Source organism: Leifsonia williamsii, from assembly GCF_030433685.1.
Lineage (GTDB): Bacteria > Actinomycetota > Actinomycetes > Actinomycetales > Microbacteriaceae > Leifsonia > Leifsonia williamsii.
This window is the reverse complement of the sequence record NZ_JAROCF010000001.1, coordinates 3,756,662-3,773,214: the sequence shown is the minus strand read 5'-3', so window position 1 is coordinate 3,773,214 and position 16,553 is coordinate 3,756,662. Positions and strand designations below refer to the sequence as shown.

The following is a 16,553-nucleotide window of genomic DNA, read 5'->3' as shown; positions in this document are numbered from 1 at the left end:
CTGTCGGCAGTGGTCAGCTCATGGCCCGCCGCCGCCGCGATACGGCGAGCACGCCGCCTCCCAGGAGGAGCGCCGTCGTGGCGGCGAGCAGCCACAGGCCGATGGCCGAGCCGGTCTCGGCGAGCGAGTCCATGCCGGTGGTGTCGCCGCTGCCGGCGACCTCAGTGCCCGAACCGCTGCCCGAGCCGCTGCCCGGGCCGCTGCCCGGGCCGTTGCCCGAGCCGCCTCCCGCGCCGCCGCCCGAGCCGTTGCCCGGTCCGTCCGGTCCGCCCGCAGGAGGAGCCGCCGCCACCGTCACGGTGATCGGGTCGGAGGTCGAGGCGTCGGCCGTGGCCGTGCGGGCGAAGGAGGCCGTGATGGTGTGCTCGCCGGCGGCGAGGCCCGAGGGCAGGGTCAGCGTCGCGACCCCATCAACGACCTCGATCTCGCCGAGCACCGTCTGGCCCGCCGCGAGGGCGGCAGCGGTTCCCGGCGCCGGGTTCGCGGCCGGCGTCTCCCCGTCCACGAACGAGACCGTACCGGTGGCGTCGCGACCGGTGACCGTCGCAGTGAGCACGACCTTCTCTCCGGCGGCCGGTTTCTTCGGGGTCGCCGCGAGGGTGGTCTCCGTCGGCGCGAGCACCGACACGGCGACGGTCGCGCGCCGGCCGGAGCCGGAGCCGGTGGCCGTCGCGTCAGCGGGGCCGAGGTCGGCGTCCTCCGCGACCGGCACCTCCATCGTCGCGGTGCCCTCGGCCGTGGCGATCGCGGTCCCCAGGCCGGTGCCGCCGTACGTGAAGGCGACGGTCTCACCGGCGCGGAAGCCCGTCGCCGTGAGGGTGAAGGCGCCGCCGGGGGCGACATCCTCGGCCGACGTCGTCAGCGGGACGGGGGTGGTGGCGGCGGCGAGCTCTGCACACGCCTCGCCCTGGGCGCCGACGGGCGGCAGGGCGGTCGCGGTGCCGGTGACCCCGTCGTCCTCGCGGACGGTGAGGTTGGCGAAGGCGCCCGCTCCCATGACGGCGTCGGTCGTGTTCGTGACGCTCACCTTGAACGCCGTGCTGGCCGAGGTGGACGTCGCCGTGTTCCCGAGAGTGGGCACGGTGACGGCCTTGCACGTCTCGCCGGGCGCGAAGGAGACCTTCTCCATCCCCACCCCGACGAGCCCGGTGGCCGAGCCGATGACGCTGACGTACGCGGTGACGGGCGACTTCTCGGCGCGGTTCAGGTAGACCGCGACGTCGGCGGTGCCGGGCCCGGAACCCTCCTCGACCGCGGTCGGAGCGACGTTGACCGTCGTGCGCGTCTGCACCACGGCGGTGCCGACCGACGGGGTGTCGAACGCGAGGTCGGAGAGGTAGACGCCGCCCGTGCCGGTGCCGTCGGCACCGACCTTCGCCGTGAGCCGGACCTCCCGCACATCGGTCAGGTCGATTCCCGTGATGGTGGAGGTGGGGATGGTCAGCTGCTGCAGCACCACCTTGTTCAGCGTGGTGTTCGTGCCGCCCGGCATCCGGTTCACGGCGAGCGGGTTGACCGCGGAGGCGGCGACGGCGAAGGTCTTGCCCGTGCCGTCCACGACGGTGATCGTGAAGTCGGTGCCCGTCTGGACCGCCTCGTCGGGGGCGGTCTTCAGCGTCAGCTGCGCCTGGCGGGAGACGTCGCGGAGCTTCGCCGGGACCGTGATGCGGAGCTCACCGGTGCTGGGCGCCGTCGGGTCCGTCGTCGACGCTCCGGTCCAGAGGAACCGGGTCACCGGGAACTCGGGGACGTTCGGCGCGAACGACCCGGGCGTCCAGTGCGGCACCTGCGCGGACGCCTTGGTGGTGGCGCAGAAGGGGAGGGACTGCGGCACCGTGCGGCCGGTGAGGTTGGTGCAGACCGCGGCGGTCGCGCCTCCTGACACCCGCACGAGCGAGCTGGTCTCCGTGAAGTCGGTGACGAGCGCCGTCTTCGACGCGGGCTGCGTCGCCATCACGCGCACGTCGGCGTAGGAGGTCGCAGTGGTGGAGGGCTTGACCGAGCCGTCGAACAGCGACTGGAACTGCGTCTCGCCGCCCATCGTGAGGCGGAAGAAGCCCGTCATGTAGCTGACGCCGACCTGGTACTGCTGGGCTGCCGTCATGCGGGTCGGGTTCGTCGTCGCGCAGGTGGAGGTCGTGTCGCTGGTGCGCCAGTCGTCGCCGGTCGCCGCCGGGTAGAGGCCGGGCGTCCAGACCGTGTTGAAGAAGTTGTGGTTGGCGCCCATGACCCAGACGGCCGAGCGGAGCACGTCGTCGTCGAACGCATGGCGCGAGTCGTCGATGAAGTGCTGGCCCTGCTGGTTGGAGACGTCCCCGTCGCAGTAGGGGAGGAACACGGCGGTGGGCACGTCCGGCAGCGTCATCCGGCCGAAGTCGACCGGGGCGAGCGGGAGGACCGACTCGATGCCGTACGGCTTCGCGAGCGCCTGGTTCAGCGTGGCCGCCGAGACCACGCCCTCGCCGCCGCGGGAGTGCCCCATGATGCCGACGTGCCCGAGGTCGAAACGGCCCTTCAGCGAGGCAGCCGTCACAGCGGACGCCGCTGCAGGCTGATCGGCGCGCGTGGTGGCGCGGACGAACGCCTCGTCCAGGGTGCGGGTGGTCGTGGTGCTCGGCACCGTGTCGGTCGCTGTGGTGATGTCGTCGTAGGCGACGGCCTCGCCCGCGTCGGCCTTGGCGAGCATCCCGAGGGTGTCCAGGATGAGCTGGCCGCGCGCTTGCGCGCCGTAGTCGAGGGCGAGCTGGTTGTCGTTGGAGTTGACCGCGTTGGCGGCGATCGACAGCACGTTGTAGCCGTGCGACGCCAGCGATCGGGCTGTGCCCTCGTAGCCGAGGTAGGAGCGGATGTTCATCTGCGTCGGGCCGCAGGGCCACCGCAGCGGGTTGGCGCCGGTGCCGGAGCAGGACGTGTGGCGTCCGTGCAGCAGCACGACCGTGGGGCGCGCGCCCGTCGCGTTCGTGAGGTACATCTTGCCGGTGAGCTCACCGCGGATGCCGCCGATCGCGGCGAGCGGGACGGCCTGGTCGCCGAAGTCGTACTCGGCCTCCGTGACACCGTACGAACCGAGCGCCGACGGGTCGTCGACGGCGGCAAGCCCTGCGAAGGACTTCATCTGCCTGGTGAGTGTCTTGTTCTCGGGCACCGCCGGCGTCTCGGGCGCGACCGGGGTCTCCGCGGCCTTGTCCTCCTCGCCGCTCGACCAGCCCTTGGTCACCGCGCCGGCATCGCCCACGGCGGGATCGGCGGTGACGACGGCGAGGCTCAGGCCGTCGGCCGACTCCGTCGCCAGGCCGATCGGCTCGCCGTCGACCAGCAGGGTGGGCGCGTCGTCGACCATCGGCAGCGGCTCATCGAGCTCGAGCGTGACGAGGTAGCCGCCGGGGGCGGTGGTGACGGCCCAGTCGGATCCGGACGCCACGACCGGATCGGGTTCGGGCGCCGCGACGGCGGCGGGGGCGGTCGTGAGGGCCACGACGGGGACGAGTGCGGCAGCGACGCTCAGCGCGATTCGGCGCCGCACGGACATGCGTGCAGGCAAGGTTCTCCTAGCTCGAAACGGGTGGGGGAGTCGCCCGCGGCCAGGTGCAGGGGCCGAAGGGGCGGCGAGAGGAGCACGAGAGAGCGACTGAACGCCCTCTCAGGATCGAAGCTAGGGGGTCGCACAGGCCTCTCATGGCCGCGGAAACAGACTGGTAACAGGACGTTTACGGGGCGAAATAAAAAAGCCACCAGTGATCAGAACACGGGTTATTGCGTCAAGAGCGCGGAGGTGCCCAGTGCGGGGGTGGACGTCGCCGTCGTGGTGCCGGGGCGGGGGTGACGTGCCGGCGTCGGCGTCAACGGCCGGCCGACCCCTCCTCGAGAGCCGCCGCCAGATAGCACGCGTCGGCCCGGATCAGGCCCTGCGCGTCGCGTTGCGCGACGCGAAGCAGGTGTTCGAGTCTCCCGAGAGCGAGCGTGAACGTTCGCGAGCGACAGATAGAGTCCGTCAGGACAGGATGTCGCGAAAGGAGGCGCCCGTGCCGACCCGGAAGCCCTCGATCACCGACGTCGCGCGGATCGCCGGCGTCTCCTACCAGACGGTCTCGCGGGTCATCAACGACGCGCCCGATGTGAACGCCGCCACCCGTGCGCGGATCCAGGAGATCATCGCGGAGGTCGGCTATCGCCGCAACCGCTCGGCGGCGGCGCTGGTCACCAATCGGTCGACATCCATCGGCATCGTCACCGACGGCTCTCCCCGCTTCGGGCCCGTCGGGACCCTGCTCTCCCTGGAGCGGGAGGCGCGGGAGCGCGGCTACGTCGTGACCGTGGTCGCCGCGAACGAGCCCTTCGAGCAGTCGATGCAGGGGGCGTTCGACACCCTCGACGAGATCGGCGTCGACGGGATCATCGTCATCGCGCCGCGCCTGTCGATGGCGGAGGCGACCCGGCGCGCGTCGGTCCGCGTGCCGGTCGAGATGATCGCGGCGGGCGCCTCCGGAACCCCCAAGGTCTTCACGTACTCCGAGGACCAGGAGCTGGGGGCGCGCATGGCCACGCAGCACCTGATCGAGCTGGGCCACACCGACATCGCCCACATCGCGGGGTCGATGGACTGGTTCGACGGGCGTGTGCGCAAGAGCGGCTGGGAGGCGGCGCTCGCCGCCGCGGGGCTGCGGCCGGGGCTCTGTCTCGAGGGCGACTGGAGCCCCAAGTGGGCGTACGAGACGGGCCTGCGCCTGATCGAGGAGCGCCGCGTCCCCTCCGCGATCTTCGCCGTGAGCGACCACACCGCGCTCGGGCTCATCCGCGCCTTCTCGGAGAACGGCGTGCGCGTCCCCGAGGACGTCAGCATCGTCGGCTTCGACGACCTGGAGGGGTCGGACTACTTCCTGCCGCCGCTGACCACCGTCCGGCAGGACTTCCCCGCGCTGGCCCGCGCGACGATCGAGGTGCTCCTGGGGGCGGTGGAAGGGCGCGAGGTCGATCGCACGCCCAGCGTGCCGACGCTCGTGGTGCGCAGGAGCGCGATCAGAGCCTCCTGACGCCGTCCGGCCGTCTCGCGCCGGTGCGCGGGGTGGCCGACGCGGCGCTTGACAAATGGTTCCGTGAACGTTCACGATAGAGGCGCTGGCGGAGTCGACGGACCGCCGCCGGCGAAGTCCGCGAGACCGATCGGCTCCGACGTCAGTGACGACTGTCCAGGGGCGGATCCCGGTCCCGGGCGACGTCCGACACCCGTGCCCGCACGCCTGCGCTCGTCAGCAGGGTGCGCCGCCGGGCATCACATGCACCCTCGTTCCACGCAATCCAGAAAGGACTGGAGAAGCATGCTCCGAAAGACAGCACTGTTCGCAGCGAGCGCGGCCCTGATCATCGGGATCGCCGGTTGCAGCTCGACAACGGGCTCCGGCGGCACTCAGGACTCCGCCGCCTCCCAGAAGGCCGAGAAGGCGCTCGAGGAGGTGACCGGCCAGGTGTTCAGCAAGGGTCCGAACGGCGAGGACCCGTCGCCCGCCTCCGACGCCGACCTCACCGACGACGAGATCGCCGAGGTGAAGGCCCTCGGCGCCACCGCCGCCATCGTCATGCACTACGGCGGCAACGACTGGGCGACCGCTCAGATCGCCGGGCTCAAGAGCGAGTTCGCGAAGCTCGGCATCACGGTCGTGGCGACGACCGACGCCGACTTCAAGCCGGACAAGCAGGTCTCCGACCTCGAGACCGTTCTGACCAAGAAGCCGGACATCATCGTCTCCATCCCGACCGACCCGGTGGCCACCGCCTCCGCGTACAAGGCGGCGGCCGCGGCGGGCGCGAAGCTCGTGTTCATGGACAACGTGCCGCAGGGGCTCGAGGCCGGCAAGGACTACGTGTCGGTCGTCTCGGCCGACAACTACGGCAACGGCGTGGTCTCGGCGCACGAGCTCGCGAAGGCGCTCGGCGGCAAGGGCACCATCGGCACGATCTTCCACCAGGCCGACTTCTTCGTGACCAAGCAGCGCTACGACGGCTTCAAGGACACGATCACCAAGGAGTACCCCGACATCAAGATCGTCGAGGAGAAGGGCATCGCCGGTCCCGACTTCGCCGGAGACGCGCAGGCGGCGGCCAACGCCATGCTGAGCAAGCACGCGGACCTCTCCGGCATCTGGGCCGTCTGGGACGTCCCCGCCGAGGGCGTGATGGCAGCAGCCCGCGCCTCCGGCCGCACCGACCTCAAGATCGCCACCGAGGACCTCGGCAAGAACGTCGCCATCGCCCTCGCCAAGGACCAGCTCGTCGTCGGGCTCGGCGCCCAGGTGCCGTTCGACCAGGGCGTGACAGAGGCCCGTCTCGGCGCCGGCGCGCTGCTCGGGAAGACCGCTCCGCCGTACATCGCGCTGAGCGCCCTCCCCGTCGACCACGAGAACGTGCTCGACGCGTGGAAGAAGGTCTATCACCAGGACCCGCCGAAGGACCTGAAGGACTCGTACAAGAAGTAGGGAGCGGGCGGGGAGCGCACGGTCGCGCTCCCCGCCACGCGGAAGGCGGATCCATGACCACACCGAACAACGCCGTCCAGATGCAGGGCATCTCGAAGTCCTTCAGCGGCGTCGTCGTCCTCGACAGCGTCGACTTCGACGTCCGGCCCGGCGAGGTGCACGCCCTCGCCGGCGGCAACGGCGCCGGCAAGTCGACGCTGATGAAGATCCTGCAGGGCGTGTACCGCGCCGATGCGGGCGACATCCTCGTCGACGGCGTCCGCGCCGACATCGACTCCATCCACTCCGCGAAGGCCGCCGGCATCGGCATGGTCTTCCAGGAGTTCAGCCTCGTGCCGAGCCTCAGCGTGGCGCGCAACATCCTCCTGGGCTCCGAGCCGTTGACCCGGTTCGGGATGATCGACGAGCGCGCCCTGGTGCGGAAGGCCGCGAAGGTCTTCGCCGGGATGGGCGTCGACATCGACCCCCGCGCGGAGGTCGGGCGGCTGGGTACGGCCTACTGGCAGCTCACCGAGATCGCCAAGGCGCTGTCGCAGGACGCGCGGGTGCTGATCATGGACGAGCCGACCGCCAGCCTCGCCCGCCACGAGACCGAGGCCCTCTTCGAGCTCATCGGACGGCTGAAGGCGCGGGGCATCTCGATCATCTACATCTCGCACCGGATGGACGAGGTGTACCGGATCGCGGACCGCATCACAGTGCTGCGCGACGGCCGCCGGCTGTTCACCGAGCCGCTGAGCGCGGTGACGCCTGAGGACATCGTCGAGGGGATCGTCGGCCGCAGGATCGAGAGCCAGCTCACCTACCGGGAGCGGGAGGTCGTCGAGCACGACGGTCCGCCCCTGCTCGAGGTCCGCGGCCTGACCGCCGGCGACCGGGTGCGCGACATCTCGTTCACGCTGCGGCGCGGCGAGATCCTCGGCCTCGCCGGGCTGATGGGGAGCGGCAGGACCGAGCTCGCCCGCGCCCTGTTCGGCATCGACCGCGCGGAGGCCGGCGACGTGCTCGTCAACGGGGAGCGGGTCGCGCTCTCCTCCCCGAAGCAGGCCATCGCTGCGGGGCTGGCGCTCGTTCCGGAGGACCGTCGCGAGCAGGGCCTCGTGCTCGATCACTCGGTGCGCGAGAACCTCCTGCTGCCGCTGCTCGACGAGGTGCGGCGCGGGCCGCTGCTCAGCACGGCCGAGAGCCGTGCCCTCTCCGCCTCCCTGATCGACCGCCTGCGCATCAAGGTCGCCCACCCGGGCCGGCCCGTGCGGCTGCTCTCGGGCGGCAACCAGCAGAAGGTCGTCATCGCCAAGTGGCTCGGAACCGACCCCGAGGTGCTCATCCTCGACGAGCCCACCGCCGGCGTCGACATCGGCACCAAGAGCGAGATCCTCGACCGCATCCGCGATCTGGCCGCCTCCGGCAAGGCCGTGATCGTCATCTCGTCCGAATACCCAGAACTCCTCGCCGTGAGCGACCGGATCCTCATCATCCGGGAGGGCGCGATCGTGCGCGACATGCCCCGCCGCGACATCGCCGACGAGGAGACCCTCGAACTCGCAGTACAAGGAGTCCAGCAATGAACCAACCGGCAACCATCGACGCGCCCGCGCGGCGCACCGGCTTCGGTGAAGCCCTCAAGAGCTGGGACTGGCGCCGCTACGTCATCTACATCGGCTTCGTGGTCGTCTTCGTCTTCTTCGCGATCCTGCTCCACGACCAGGGGTTCCTGTCGCCGAACAACCTGCTCAACATCTTCCGGCAGACCTCGACCATCACGATCATCGCCGTCGGGATGACCTACGTCATCGCGGCCGCGCAGATCGACCTGAGCGTCGGGTCGACGGCGGGTCTCGCCAGCGTCGTGACGGCGATGGGGATCGCCTCCTGGGGCCCGCTCCCCGGCATCCTCTGCGGGCTCGCGGTCGGAGCCGTCGTCGGCTCGATCAACGGCGCTCTGGTGAGCATGCTCGGCATCCCGTCGTTCCTCGTGACGCTCGGGATGCTCGGGATCGCCGTCGGGACGGCGCAGTGGATCACCGCGTCGGCGCCCATCCCGATCCTCGACGACACGTACAACACGATCTTCGGCTCGGGCAACATCGGGCCGATCCCGGGGCTGATCATCTGGTCGGGCGTCTTCGTCGCCGCGGGAGCCGTCGTGCTCGCGCGCACCAAGTTCGGCCGCCAGGTGCTCGCGACCGGCGGCAACCGCACCGCCGCCGACTTCACCGGCATCAACACCAAGCGGATCACCTTCCAGGTGCTGCTGCTCTCGGGTCTCGTCGCCAGCGTGGCGGGCATGCTCTACGCCGGCCGCCTGCAGTCCGGGCGGTTCCAGTGGGGGACAGGCGACGAGCTCTCGGCGATCGCCGCCGTGATCCTCGGCGGCACCAGCCTCTTCGGCGGCAGCGGCACCGTGATCGGCACGCTGTTCGGCTCGCTGCTGATCGGCCTGATCAACAACGGCCTCATCCTCGCCGGCCTCGACAGCAGCCAGCAGCAGGTCGTGCGCGGCGGCATCATCATCCTCGCCGTGGCCCTGGCCCGCAAGAAGTGACCCTCCTCCCTCCAGAAAGGCGACAAGCAATGCGACTCGGATACTGCTCCATCACCTGGGGCGGCGTCGTCGGCCACCCGACCGGGGTGACCAGCGTCAAAGACCTCTTCTACCTCACGCACGGCGACATGCAGCGGGCGGTGGAGGACATCGGTGCGGCCGGCTACGAGGGCGTCGAGATGTTCGACGGCAACCTCGTGGAGTTCGCCGACCGGCCGGAGGTGCTCACCGGCCACCTGCGCGACGCCGGCCTCGAGCTGGTCAGCGTCTACAGCGGCGCCAACTTCATCTACCCCGACATCCTGCCGGACGAGCTCGACCGCATCCGCCGTTCCGCCGACCTCGCGGCGCAGTTCGGAGCGGGCCGGCTCGTCATCGGAGGAGGCGCCCGCCGGGCGGCCGGCACGACGGACGAGGACTACGGCCGACTGGCGGACTCCCTGAACCAGGTGACGGACATCGCCGAGGCCGCGGGCGTCGAGGCGAGCTACCACCCGCACCTCTCGACGATCGTCGAGAGCCCGGAGGAGCTCGACCGGCTGCTGCCGGCGACGCGCATCGGGTTCTGCCCCGACGTCGCCCACCTCGCGGCCGGCGGTGGAGACCCTGCGGCGATCATCCGTGCCTACGGGGACCGCATCAACCACGTCCACCTGAAGGACCTGACCAGGGAGTCGGTGACCTTCCAGCCGCTCGGTGCTGGCGACCTCGACCTCCCCGGCATCCTCGCGGCCCTCCGCGACACCGGCTACGACGGCTGGCTGATGGTCGAGCTCGACGACTACGACGGCGATCCGAAGGACGCCGCCCGGGCGAGCCGCGACTCCCTGCGCCGTCTGCTCGCGGCCTGACGGCCACACAACGACCCCTCTCGAAAGGAACACCATCACCATGCAGCACCTCAACGTCGGGCTGATCGGCGGCGGATTCATGGGCAAGGCCCACTCGCTCGCGTACGCGGCCATGCCGATGTTCTTCTGGCCGGCGCCGGCTCTCCCCGTCCGGCACACCATCGCCGAGGCGACCGACGAGCTCGCGGCGGAGGCCGCACGCCGCTTCGGGTTCGAACGCTCCACCTCCGATTGGCGGAGCGTGGTGAACGACCCGGACATCCACGTGGTCGACATCGCGACGCCCAACCACCTCCATGCCGAGATCGCGATCGCCGCAGCGCAGGCGGGCAAGCACATCATCAGCGAGAAGCCGCTGGCCCGCACTGCCCAGGAGGCGAAGCAGATGTACGAGGCCGTGACGGCGGCGGGCGTCGTCAACATGGTCGCCTTCAACTACCGGCGCACCCCCGCGATCGCCCTGGCGAAGAAGTTCATCGAGGAGGGCGCGATCGGCCGCATCCTGAGCTTCCGCGGCACCTACCTCCAGGACTGGAGCGCGAACCCCGACTCGCCGCTGTCCTGGCGCTTCCAGAAGTCCATCGCCGGTTCGGGCGCGCTCGGCGACATCGCCACCCATGTCATCGACATCGCCCGCTACCTCGTCGGCGAGTTCGGCTCGGTCAACGCGATGATGCAGACCTGGATCCCGGAGCGCCCGCTGCAGACCGGAGGAGCGGACAGCCTCGGCACCGCCCGCGGCGGCCAGGGCCCGCGTGGAGCGGTGGATGTGGACGACCAGGTGATGACCATGATCCGCTTCGAGAACGGGGCGATCGGCTCGGTGGAGGCCACCCGCAACGGCTACGGCCGCAACAACTACATCACCTTCGAGATCCACGGCACCGAGGGCAGCCTCGTCTTCAACTACGAGCGCCGCGACGAGCTGCAGGTCTGCTTCGCCTCCGACGGCGACGACCGCCGCGGCTTCCGCACCATCTACACCGGGCCGGCGCACCCCAACGGCGGCGCACTGTGGCCGATCCCGGCGCTGGGCATCGGCTACGGGGAGACGAAGATCATCGAGGCGCACGACTTCTTCAGCGCCATCGCCAACGGCACGGAGGTGCGCCCGAACTTCGCGGACGGCTACAAGACGGCGCTTATCGACGACGCGATCGTGCAGTCGGCGGAGACCGGGGAGTGGGTGGAGGTTCCGGGGATCGAGTAGGAGGCGCCCCGCACTGCGCGGGGAGGGCTGAGGCGACAGGAGAGGGCGGCGGACCGATCGGCGGTCCGCCGCCCTCGGCGCGCGCTCAGCCGTCGACCCGGCCCGTGAACGCGATGACCGCCGCCGCGAACTCGTCGGGAGCCTCCAGTGCCACGTAGTGTCCGACGTCGGGGATCAGCACCGAGGTGACGTCGCCCGTGACCACCTGGCTCAGGGTGTCGGCGGTGAAGGAGCCGCCGAAGCCTCCGATCGCCAGGGCCGGTGCGGCGACCGGGCTGGTGCGTGCGAGCGCGCGCAGCTCGTCGCCCTCGGCGAGCATCGACCGGTAAAGGCTGACGGCGCCCTGCCAGCCCGACGCGCGCTCGTAGGTGCGCGCGAACTCCGCGACGTCGTCGTCCGTGATGGTGCCCGGGCGTCCGGTCATCGACGGGAAGGCCCACTCGCCCAGCACGCGGCGTTCGCGCCCGGTGAGCAGCAGTTCAGCGATGCCCGGGGAGGCGAGCACCCCGATGTGCCACGAGCCGCCGTGGGTGACATCCGCGAGCGCCTCCAGTCCGAAGCCGGCGAGGCCCATCTCGGTGGCGATGAGGCTGCGCACGTCCTCCGGGTGCTGGGCGGCGAGTCGGTACACCGTCGCGCCCGCGATGTCCTGCCCGGCGAGGTGGACCGGGCCGACGTCCAGGTGCTGGATGAAGCTGTGCAGGTCCTCGGCCGCGTCGGCGCTCGTGAACGGGCTGGTCGCCGGGGCCGAGTCGCCGAAGCCGCGGAGGTCGACGGCGAAGACCCGGTGATGCCGGGCCAGCAGCGGGATCGCGCGGTGGAACGCCCACCACGACTCGGGGAACCCGTGGACGAGCAGGAGGGGAGTGCCGGTCGCGCCGGCGGAGACGTAGTGCAGCGTGGTCCCGTTGACAGCCGCTGTCGCGTGCTGCACCTCGGGGATCGTGTTCGGGGTCATGGCGGGAACCTTCCGTGAAGACGTCGCCGGAATGGACAACGTGGTTGTCATTCTGAGATGAAGACAACCTGGTTGTCAATACTGTCGTCATGTCCTAGATTGGTGGCCATGTCCACGGATGCGCCGCAGCTGCCGATCACCCGCGGGGCGGAGTTCGCCCTCCTGCTCCTCGACGGCTTCACGCTGATGGTCGACGAAGTGGTGGCGGAGTTGAAGGAGGCCGGTCACCCCGGCGCGACGGCGAACCTCGAGTTCGCGCTGCGGGCGATCGCCGAGGGCGCGGGAACAGCCTCTGAGCTGGGCCGCAGCCTCGGGGTCTCGAAGCAGGCGGCCGCGAAATCGATCGCGTCCCTCGAGCAGCTCGGTTATGTGGAGCGGCAGGCCGACCCGCAGGACGCCCGCCGCAAGCGCCTCGTCGTCACACCCCGCGGCGTCGAGATGCACCGCATCGGCGCCGAGGCGTTCGACCGGCTCAAGGACCGGCTCGCGACGAGGCTCGGCGACGGGCGCCTGCGGGAGCTCGAGGACGGGCTGAGGGAGCTGGCGGTGGAGCTGCAGCGCGTGCAGGCGCCGTGGCGCCCGGTGTGATGATCAGCGGGTTGCCGGCGGTTACGGTGGAGACGGGTGACCGGGTGACCGGGTGACGGGCTTCCGCACGGATGCGGGGATCGGGGGACGATGATCGAGATGCGGGAGGACGGGGACGGCGTGTTCCGCGCCCGTGAGCCGGAGCAGCCGCTGCCGTACGGGCTCCCCGACGACCCCCAGGAGCCGTACGTCGCGATCGTCGCGCCGAACCTCGACAAGATCACGGCCCGGACGTTCGCGCCGGGGACGCTCGGCGCCAGGAGGGTGCGGCGCGGCTTCGTCGTGCTCGCGTCGGTCGTGGCGGCCTGCGTGGTCATCGTGGGTGTGGCGGCGGTGGTGCTGTGGGCGATGTCCGCGCTCGGGTAGGGTGCGCCGTCCGGGCGCCGAGGCGTGACCGCCGCGGCACACCCTGGGGCGGCTCGGACCGGCGGTCACGACCGGGACCGCCGTCGACATGAGGCCGGGCATCTGCGGGCGCTCCCCCCGGAACGCCCGCGGCGGTTCCGGGAGTGTGGCATCCCGCGGTGAACGGGGGATGAATCACAGCCGGCCGCGGATGCCGTAAGCTGCCGCGCAGATGCCGATTCCTTCGATCGACCCGGTGCGGGCCTGACGGTCCGCCCCTCCGGCCTGCCCGTGAGCGGGCACCACATCCTCATCACCGGCGCCACCGGGCGCCTCGGCGGCGCGATCGTCGCCACTCTCGCCGACCGCGCGCCGGGCCGCGTGCACGCGCTCGTCCGCCGCGCCGGCGACGCACGTGCCTTCGCCGACCGGCGCCTCCCGACCCGCGCGGGCGACTACGACGACCCCGCGACGCTGGCCGCCGCCTTCGCGGGCATCGACACGCTGGTGTTCGTGTCGAGTCCGGCGCTCGACCCGGGCGTCCGCGTCCCGCAGCACCGGGCCGTCGTCGAGGCGGCGCTCACCGCAGGCGTCCGCCGGGTCGTCTACACCAGCGCGTTCGGCGCTCAACACGATCCGGGTCATGCGACGACGGAGGGACTCCTGCTGGACGCCTTCGACCGCGACGGGCGCGGCGCGACGATCCTGCGCAACGGCTTCTACACCGAGCCGTTCGTGGAGCGGGCGCTCGCGGAGGCGGAGGCCGGGCGCATCGCATCGGCGGCGGGTGACGGCCCGCTGGCGACGGCGTCGCTGCGCGATCTCGCCGAGGCGGCGGCCGCCGCAGCGCTGCGCCCGCCGCGGGAGCACGTGCTGGAGCTGCGCGGCCCGGCGTGGACGTACGACGCGCTCGCCGCTGCACTCGCCGCCGCCCTCGGCAGGCCGGTCGCGCACGAGCGCGTGGCGCCGGAAGCCGCTGGGCCGTTGGGTCCGCTGCAGGCGCTCGCAGCGCGAGGCCTGCTCGCCGCCGAGACCGGCGACCTCGCCGCCCTGCTGGGCCGACCGCCCCGCGGCATCGTCGACGTCGTGAGAGACGCGGTGCCGTGACGGGCGCACGCGGCCCACGCCCGTGGCACCTCGCTCACATGGTCTGCCGCAGGCCGCCGTCGATCACCACATCCGCGCCGGTCAGGTTGCCGAGCAGCGGGCTGGCCAGCATCGCGGTCAGCGCCGCCACCTCCTCCGGCGTCGTGAAGCGCCCGGTCGCCATCGACTGCTCGGCGCCCTTGCGCACCTGGTCGGGGTCCGCGCCGGTGGCGGCCGCGACCGTCCGCGCGACGCCACCGTCACCCAGCCACAGGTCGGTGGCCACGGGGCCGGGACTGATGGAGTCGACGCGGATGCCGCGCGGGCCGAGCTCTTTGGACAGCGACTTCGTGAAGCTCAGCAGGGCGGCCTTCGCCGCGCTGTAGTCCATGACGAGCGGATCGGCGAGCATCGCGTTCTCGGAGGCGATGTTCACGATGCAGCCGCCGTCGGGGATGCGATCGAGGAGGGCGCGCGTGGTCCGCACCGCCGCGAGCGCGTTCAAGCCGTACGTCGCCGTCCACTGCTCGTCGGTGATGCTCGCGAAGCCGCCGGGCCGCGGGGGCGCCGAGCCGACGTTGTTGACGAGGATGTCGACCGGGCCGTCGATCCGCGCCGCCGCGGCGAGGATGCCCTCCTCGGCGCCGAGGTCGGCCTCCAGAAGCTCGAAGGAGCCCGCGCGCTCGAGCTCGGCCGTCTCGGCCGTGCCCCGGCGGGCGACGCCGACGACGCCGACCCCCTCCGCGAGCAAGGAGCGGACGATCGCGAGGCCGATGCCGCGGCTCGCGCCGGTGACGACGGCGTGCTTGCCTGTGAGTCGGAGGTCCACAGCGGGAGGCTAGGGCCACCGGCGGGCCCGTGTCGAGACCGAAGAGAACGAGACCGAAGAGATCGAGACCGAAGAGATCGAGGCCGAGCTGATCGGCGAGAAGGGAGAGGCGGCATGAGAGGCGACACCCCCCGACGCATCCAGCTGTCCCGCCGCAAGGGGTGGCGGAAGCCGGAGAACACGGTCGTCGTCGCGCGCCCGTCGAAGTGGGGCAACCCGTTCTCGATCGCCGAGCACGGCCGCGCGCACGCGATCGCAGCATTCCGCGCGATGCTCGACGACCCGGCCGCGCGAGCGGCGCTGGACTACCCGGGGCCCGACGAGATCCGCGAGCGACTCGTGGGAAAGAACCTGGCGTGCTGGTGCCCGCTGGATCAGCTCTGCCACGCCGACGTTCTGCTCGAGATCGCGAACAGAGGCACCGACGAAGGCTGAACTGCCTACCGGCTCCCCGAGGAAGGAGCGGACGACCGCGAGGCCGATGCCCGAACCTCCTCCGCGAAGAACCGCAGCACCCCCGGAAGCGCCTTGTCCGCGATCGACCCGTGCGTCGCCCCCGCGATCTCGTCGTACGTCACCGCCGTCCCGAGCCGCTTCTCGCGCTCGACGAAGGCGGAGGTCGCTGCCGGCCGTACGAGCTGGTCCGCCCGTCCCTGCGCCACCAGCAGCGGCATCGGCAGCGCGGAGGTGCCGGGAGTGTTGGCCGCGAGGAGGTCCGCCCACGGCTGCGTCGCACCGGGGTCGGCGGTGACGAACCGGCCGACCAGCGGTTGCGCGACCTTGTGCAGGGCGGCGTTCTGGGTGATGAGGCAGAAGCCGTTCATGGCGGGGAGCGCGGCCTCCGCCTCCGGCGTCAGGATGCTGTCGAGCGGTGCGTCGTACACCTCCGAGTACGCGGCGAAGGCGTACGAGCCGATGCTCACCCCCGACACATCGCCGATGTCGGCCCGCAGCAGCGCTGCGAGGTCGGTGGCGGGTGCGGCGACGGCGACCGCGCGCACGTCCAGCTCCGGCGCGTACTCCCGCGACAGCTGCGCCGCGAACAGCACGGCCTGGCCGCCCTGCGAGTGCCCCCACAGGAGCACCCTGTCGCTCGCGGCGTCGCCGAGGAAGCCGCGGGCCGCGCGGGCCGCGTCGAGCACGTTGCGCCCCTCGGTCGCGCCGATCAGGTAGGAGTCGGGGCCGGGGACCCCCATGCCGGTGTAGTCGGTGGAGACGACGGCGTAGCCCTGCTTCAGGAGGCTCGGCAGCCCCTCCATCCACAGATACGGGTCGACGGATCGCGACGGCGCGCACTTCTCGGCGCTCCCCGTGGTCGGATGCCCCCACGATACGATCGTGCGCCCGTCGTCCGGCGCCGGGCCGTCGGGCACGACGAGCATCCCGCTGTTGAGCACCGCATCCCCGCGCAGATCCGTCGACCGGAACAGGATGCGCCACGCGGTCGCCCCCTCCGGCGCTCCGGCCGCCACCTCCGACCGCACCACCACGCCGGGCGCCCCGACCGCGCTCGGCGGGTCCTCGTAGAACCGGCCGGTGTAGGGACGGGCGCCGAGGTCCTCCTCGCCGCGGAGCTCCTGGGTGCACGCGGTCAGCGTCGTGAGCGCGAGCAGGGGCGTGAGGAGGAGCGCGGCGGCGCGTGCTGCCCTGGCCGCTGTCGTCCCCCGCATG

Annotated in this window: 14 protein-coding genes; 10 read left to right on the top strand and 4 right to left on the bottom strand. The window is 71.6% G+C overall.

The genetic code is table 11. The annotated features are described in order from the left end of the window. Positions 1-13 precede the first annotated feature (13 nt). A complete protein-coding gene (locus tag P5G50_RS17875; RefSeq protein WP_301209503.1) occupies positions 14-3,529 on the bottom strand; it encodes an Ig-like domain-containing protein in 3,516 nt (1,171 codons plus the stop codon). A gap of 472 nt (positions 3,530-4,001) precedes the next feature. On the opposite strand from P5G50_RS17875, the gene P5G50_RS17870 reads away from it, so the two are divergent. The 6 genes from P5G50_RS17870 to P5G50_RS17845 all read left to right on the top strand — a co-directional run bounded on the left by P5G50_RS17870 (position 4,002) and on the right by P5G50_RS17845 (position 11,076). After that, on the top strand, positions 4,002-5,030 hold the full coding sequence (locus P5G50_RS17870; protein WP_301209502.1) for a LacI family DNA-binding transcriptional regulator: 1,029 nt from the start codon (positions 4,002-4,004) through the stop codon (positions 5,028-5,030). Positions 5,031-5,315: 285 nt separating this feature from the next. Next, positions 5,316-6,470, top strand: a complete 1,155-nt coding sequence (locus tag P5G50_RS17865) for a substrate-binding domain-containing protein (RefSeq protein WP_301209501.1) — start codon at positions 5,316-5,318, stop codon at positions 6,468-6,470. A gap of 53 nt (positions 6,471-6,523) precedes the next feature. Then, complete coding sequence (locus P5G50_RS17860) at positions 6,524-8,038, top strand: sugar ABC transporter ATP-binding protein (protein ID WP_301209500.1); 1,515 nt, start codon at positions 6,524-6,526, stop codon at positions 8,036-8,038. Further along, entirely contained in the window at positions 8,035-9,015 is a 981-nt protein-coding gene (locus P5G50_RS17855) for an ABC transporter permease (protein WP_301209499.1), read from the top strand. Before P5G50_RS17860 ends, P5G50_RS17855 begins: the two co-directional genes overlap by 4 nt. Positions 9,016-9,044: 29 nt before the next feature. After that, on the top strand, positions 9,045-9,866 hold the full coding sequence (locus tag P5G50_RS17850) for a sugar phosphate isomerase/epimerase family protein (RefSeq protein WP_301209498.1): 822 nt from the start codon (positions 9,045-9,047) through the stop codon (positions 9,864-9,866). 40 nt (positions 9,867-9,906) lie between these two features. Next, positions 9,907-11,076 (top strand): levoglucosan dehydrogenase, encoded by a 1,170-nt coding sequence (locus P5G50_RS17845; protein WP_301209497.1) that lies wholly within the window; start codon positions 9,907-9,909, stop codon positions 11,074-11,076. Between the two features lie 85 nt (positions 11,077-11,161). Here P5G50_RS17845 and P5G50_RS17840 read toward each other — a convergent pair whose 3' ends face one another. Continuing rightward, positions 11,162-12,034, bottom strand: coding sequence for an alpha/beta fold hydrolase (locus P5G50_RS17840; RefSeq protein ID WP_301209496.1), 873 nt, complete (start codon positions 12,032-12,034; stop codon positions 11,162-11,164). A 108-nt stretch (positions 12,035-12,142) separates the two neighbouring features. Between P5G50_RS17840 and P5G50_RS17835 the strand changes: the two genes are divergently transcribed. The 3 genes from P5G50_RS17835 to P5G50_RS17825 all read left to right on the top strand — a co-directional run bounded on the left by P5G50_RS17835 (position 12,143) and on the right by P5G50_RS17825 (position 14,074). Further along, positions 12,143-12,622, top strand: coding sequence for a MarR family winged helix-turn-helix transcriptional regulator (locus tag P5G50_RS17835; protein ID WP_301209495.1), 480 nt, complete (start codon positions 12,143-12,145; stop codon positions 12,620-12,622). A gap of 99 nt (positions 12,623-12,721) precedes the next feature. Next, positions 12,722-12,988, top strand: coding sequence for a hypothetical protein (locus tag P5G50_RS17830; protein ID WP_301209494.1), 267 nt, complete (start codon positions 12,722-12,724; stop codon positions 12,986-12,988). A 270-nt stretch (positions 12,989-13,258) separates the two neighbouring features. Beyond that, the gene (locus P5G50_RS17825) at positions 13,259-14,074 is read left to right on the top strand and encodes an NAD(P)H-binding protein (protein WP_301209493.1); all 816 of its coding nucleotides are present in this window, start codon (positions 13,259-13,261) and stop codon (positions 14,072-14,074) included. Positions 14,075-14,108: 34 nt separating this feature from the next. On the opposite strand, the gene P5G50_RS17820 is transcribed toward P5G50_RS17825, so the two are convergent. Then, positions 14,109-14,882 carry an SDR family NAD(P)-dependent oxidoreductase gene (locus P5G50_RS17820; RefSeq protein ID WP_301209492.1) on the bottom strand — a complete coding sequence of 258 codons (774 nt, stop codon included), beginning with the start codon at positions 14,880-14,882 and terminating at the stop codon, positions 14,109-14,111. A 114-nt stretch (positions 14,883-14,996) separates the two neighbouring features. Between P5G50_RS17820 and P5G50_RS17815 the strand changes: the two genes are divergently transcribed. Beyond that, on the top strand, positions 14,997-15,317 hold the full coding sequence (locus P5G50_RS17815; protein ID WP_301209491.1) for a DUF4326 domain-containing protein: 321 nt from the start codon (positions 14,997-14,999) through the stop codon (positions 15,315-15,317). 5 nt (positions 15,318-15,322) lie between these two features. Here the strand turns inward: P5G50_RS17815 and P5G50_RS17810 are convergent, their stop codons facing one another. Further along, the gene (locus P5G50_RS17810; RefSeq protein ID WP_301209490.1) at positions 15,323-16,552 is read right to left on the bottom strand and encodes an alpha/beta fold hydrolase; all 1,230 of its coding nucleotides are present in this window, start codon (positions 16,550-16,552) and stop codon (positions 15,323-15,325) included. Position 16,553: the final 1 nt, after the last annotated feature.

Coding starts and splice junctions, on each gene's coding strand:
- P5G50_RS17865 (WP_301209501.1), top strand. CDS start 5,316: ATGCTCCGAAAGACAGCACTGTTCGCAGCGAGCGCGGCCCTGATCATC.
- P5G50_RS17870 (WP_301209502.1), top strand. CDS start 4,002: ATGTCGCGAAAGGAGGCGCCCGTGCCGACCCGGAAGCCCTCGATCACC.
- P5G50_RS17830 (WP_301209494.1), top strand. CDS start 12,722: ATGCGGGAGGACGGGGACGGCGTGTTCCGCGCCCGTGAGCCGGAGCAG.
- P5G50_RS17840 (WP_301209496.1), bottom strand. CDS start 12,034: ATGACCCCGAACACGATCCCCGAGGTGCAGCACGCGACAGCGGCTGTC.
- P5G50_RS17835 (WP_301209495.1), top strand. CDS start 12,143: ATGTCCACGGATGCGCCGCAGCTGCCGATCACCCGCGGGGCGGAGTTC.
- P5G50_RS17810 (WP_301209490.1), bottom strand. CDS start 16,552: ATGCGGGGGACGACAGCGGCCAGGGCAGCACGCGCCGCCGCGCTCCTC.
- P5G50_RS17845 (WP_301209497.1), top strand. CDS start 9,907: ATGCAGCACCTCAACGTCGGGCTGATCGGCGGCGGATTCATGGGCAAG.
- P5G50_RS17815 (WP_301209491.1), top strand. CDS start 14,997: ATGAGAGGCGACACCCCCCGACGCATCCAGCTGTCCCGCCGCAAGGGG.
- P5G50_RS17855 (WP_301209499.1), top strand. CDS start 8,035: ATGAACCAACCGGCAACCATCGACGCGCCCGCGCGGCGCACCGGCTTC.
- P5G50_RS17860 (WP_301209500.1), top strand. CDS start 6,524: ATGACCACACCGAACAACGCCGTCCAGATGCAGGGCATCTCGAAGTCC.
- P5G50_RS17875 (WP_301209503.1), bottom strand. CDS start 3,529: ATGTCCGTGCGGCGCCGAATCGCGCTGAGCGTCGCTGCCGCACTCGTC.
- P5G50_RS17850 (WP_301209498.1), top strand. CDS start 9,045: ATGCGACTCGGATACTGCTCCATCACCTGGGGCGGCGTCGTCGGCCAC.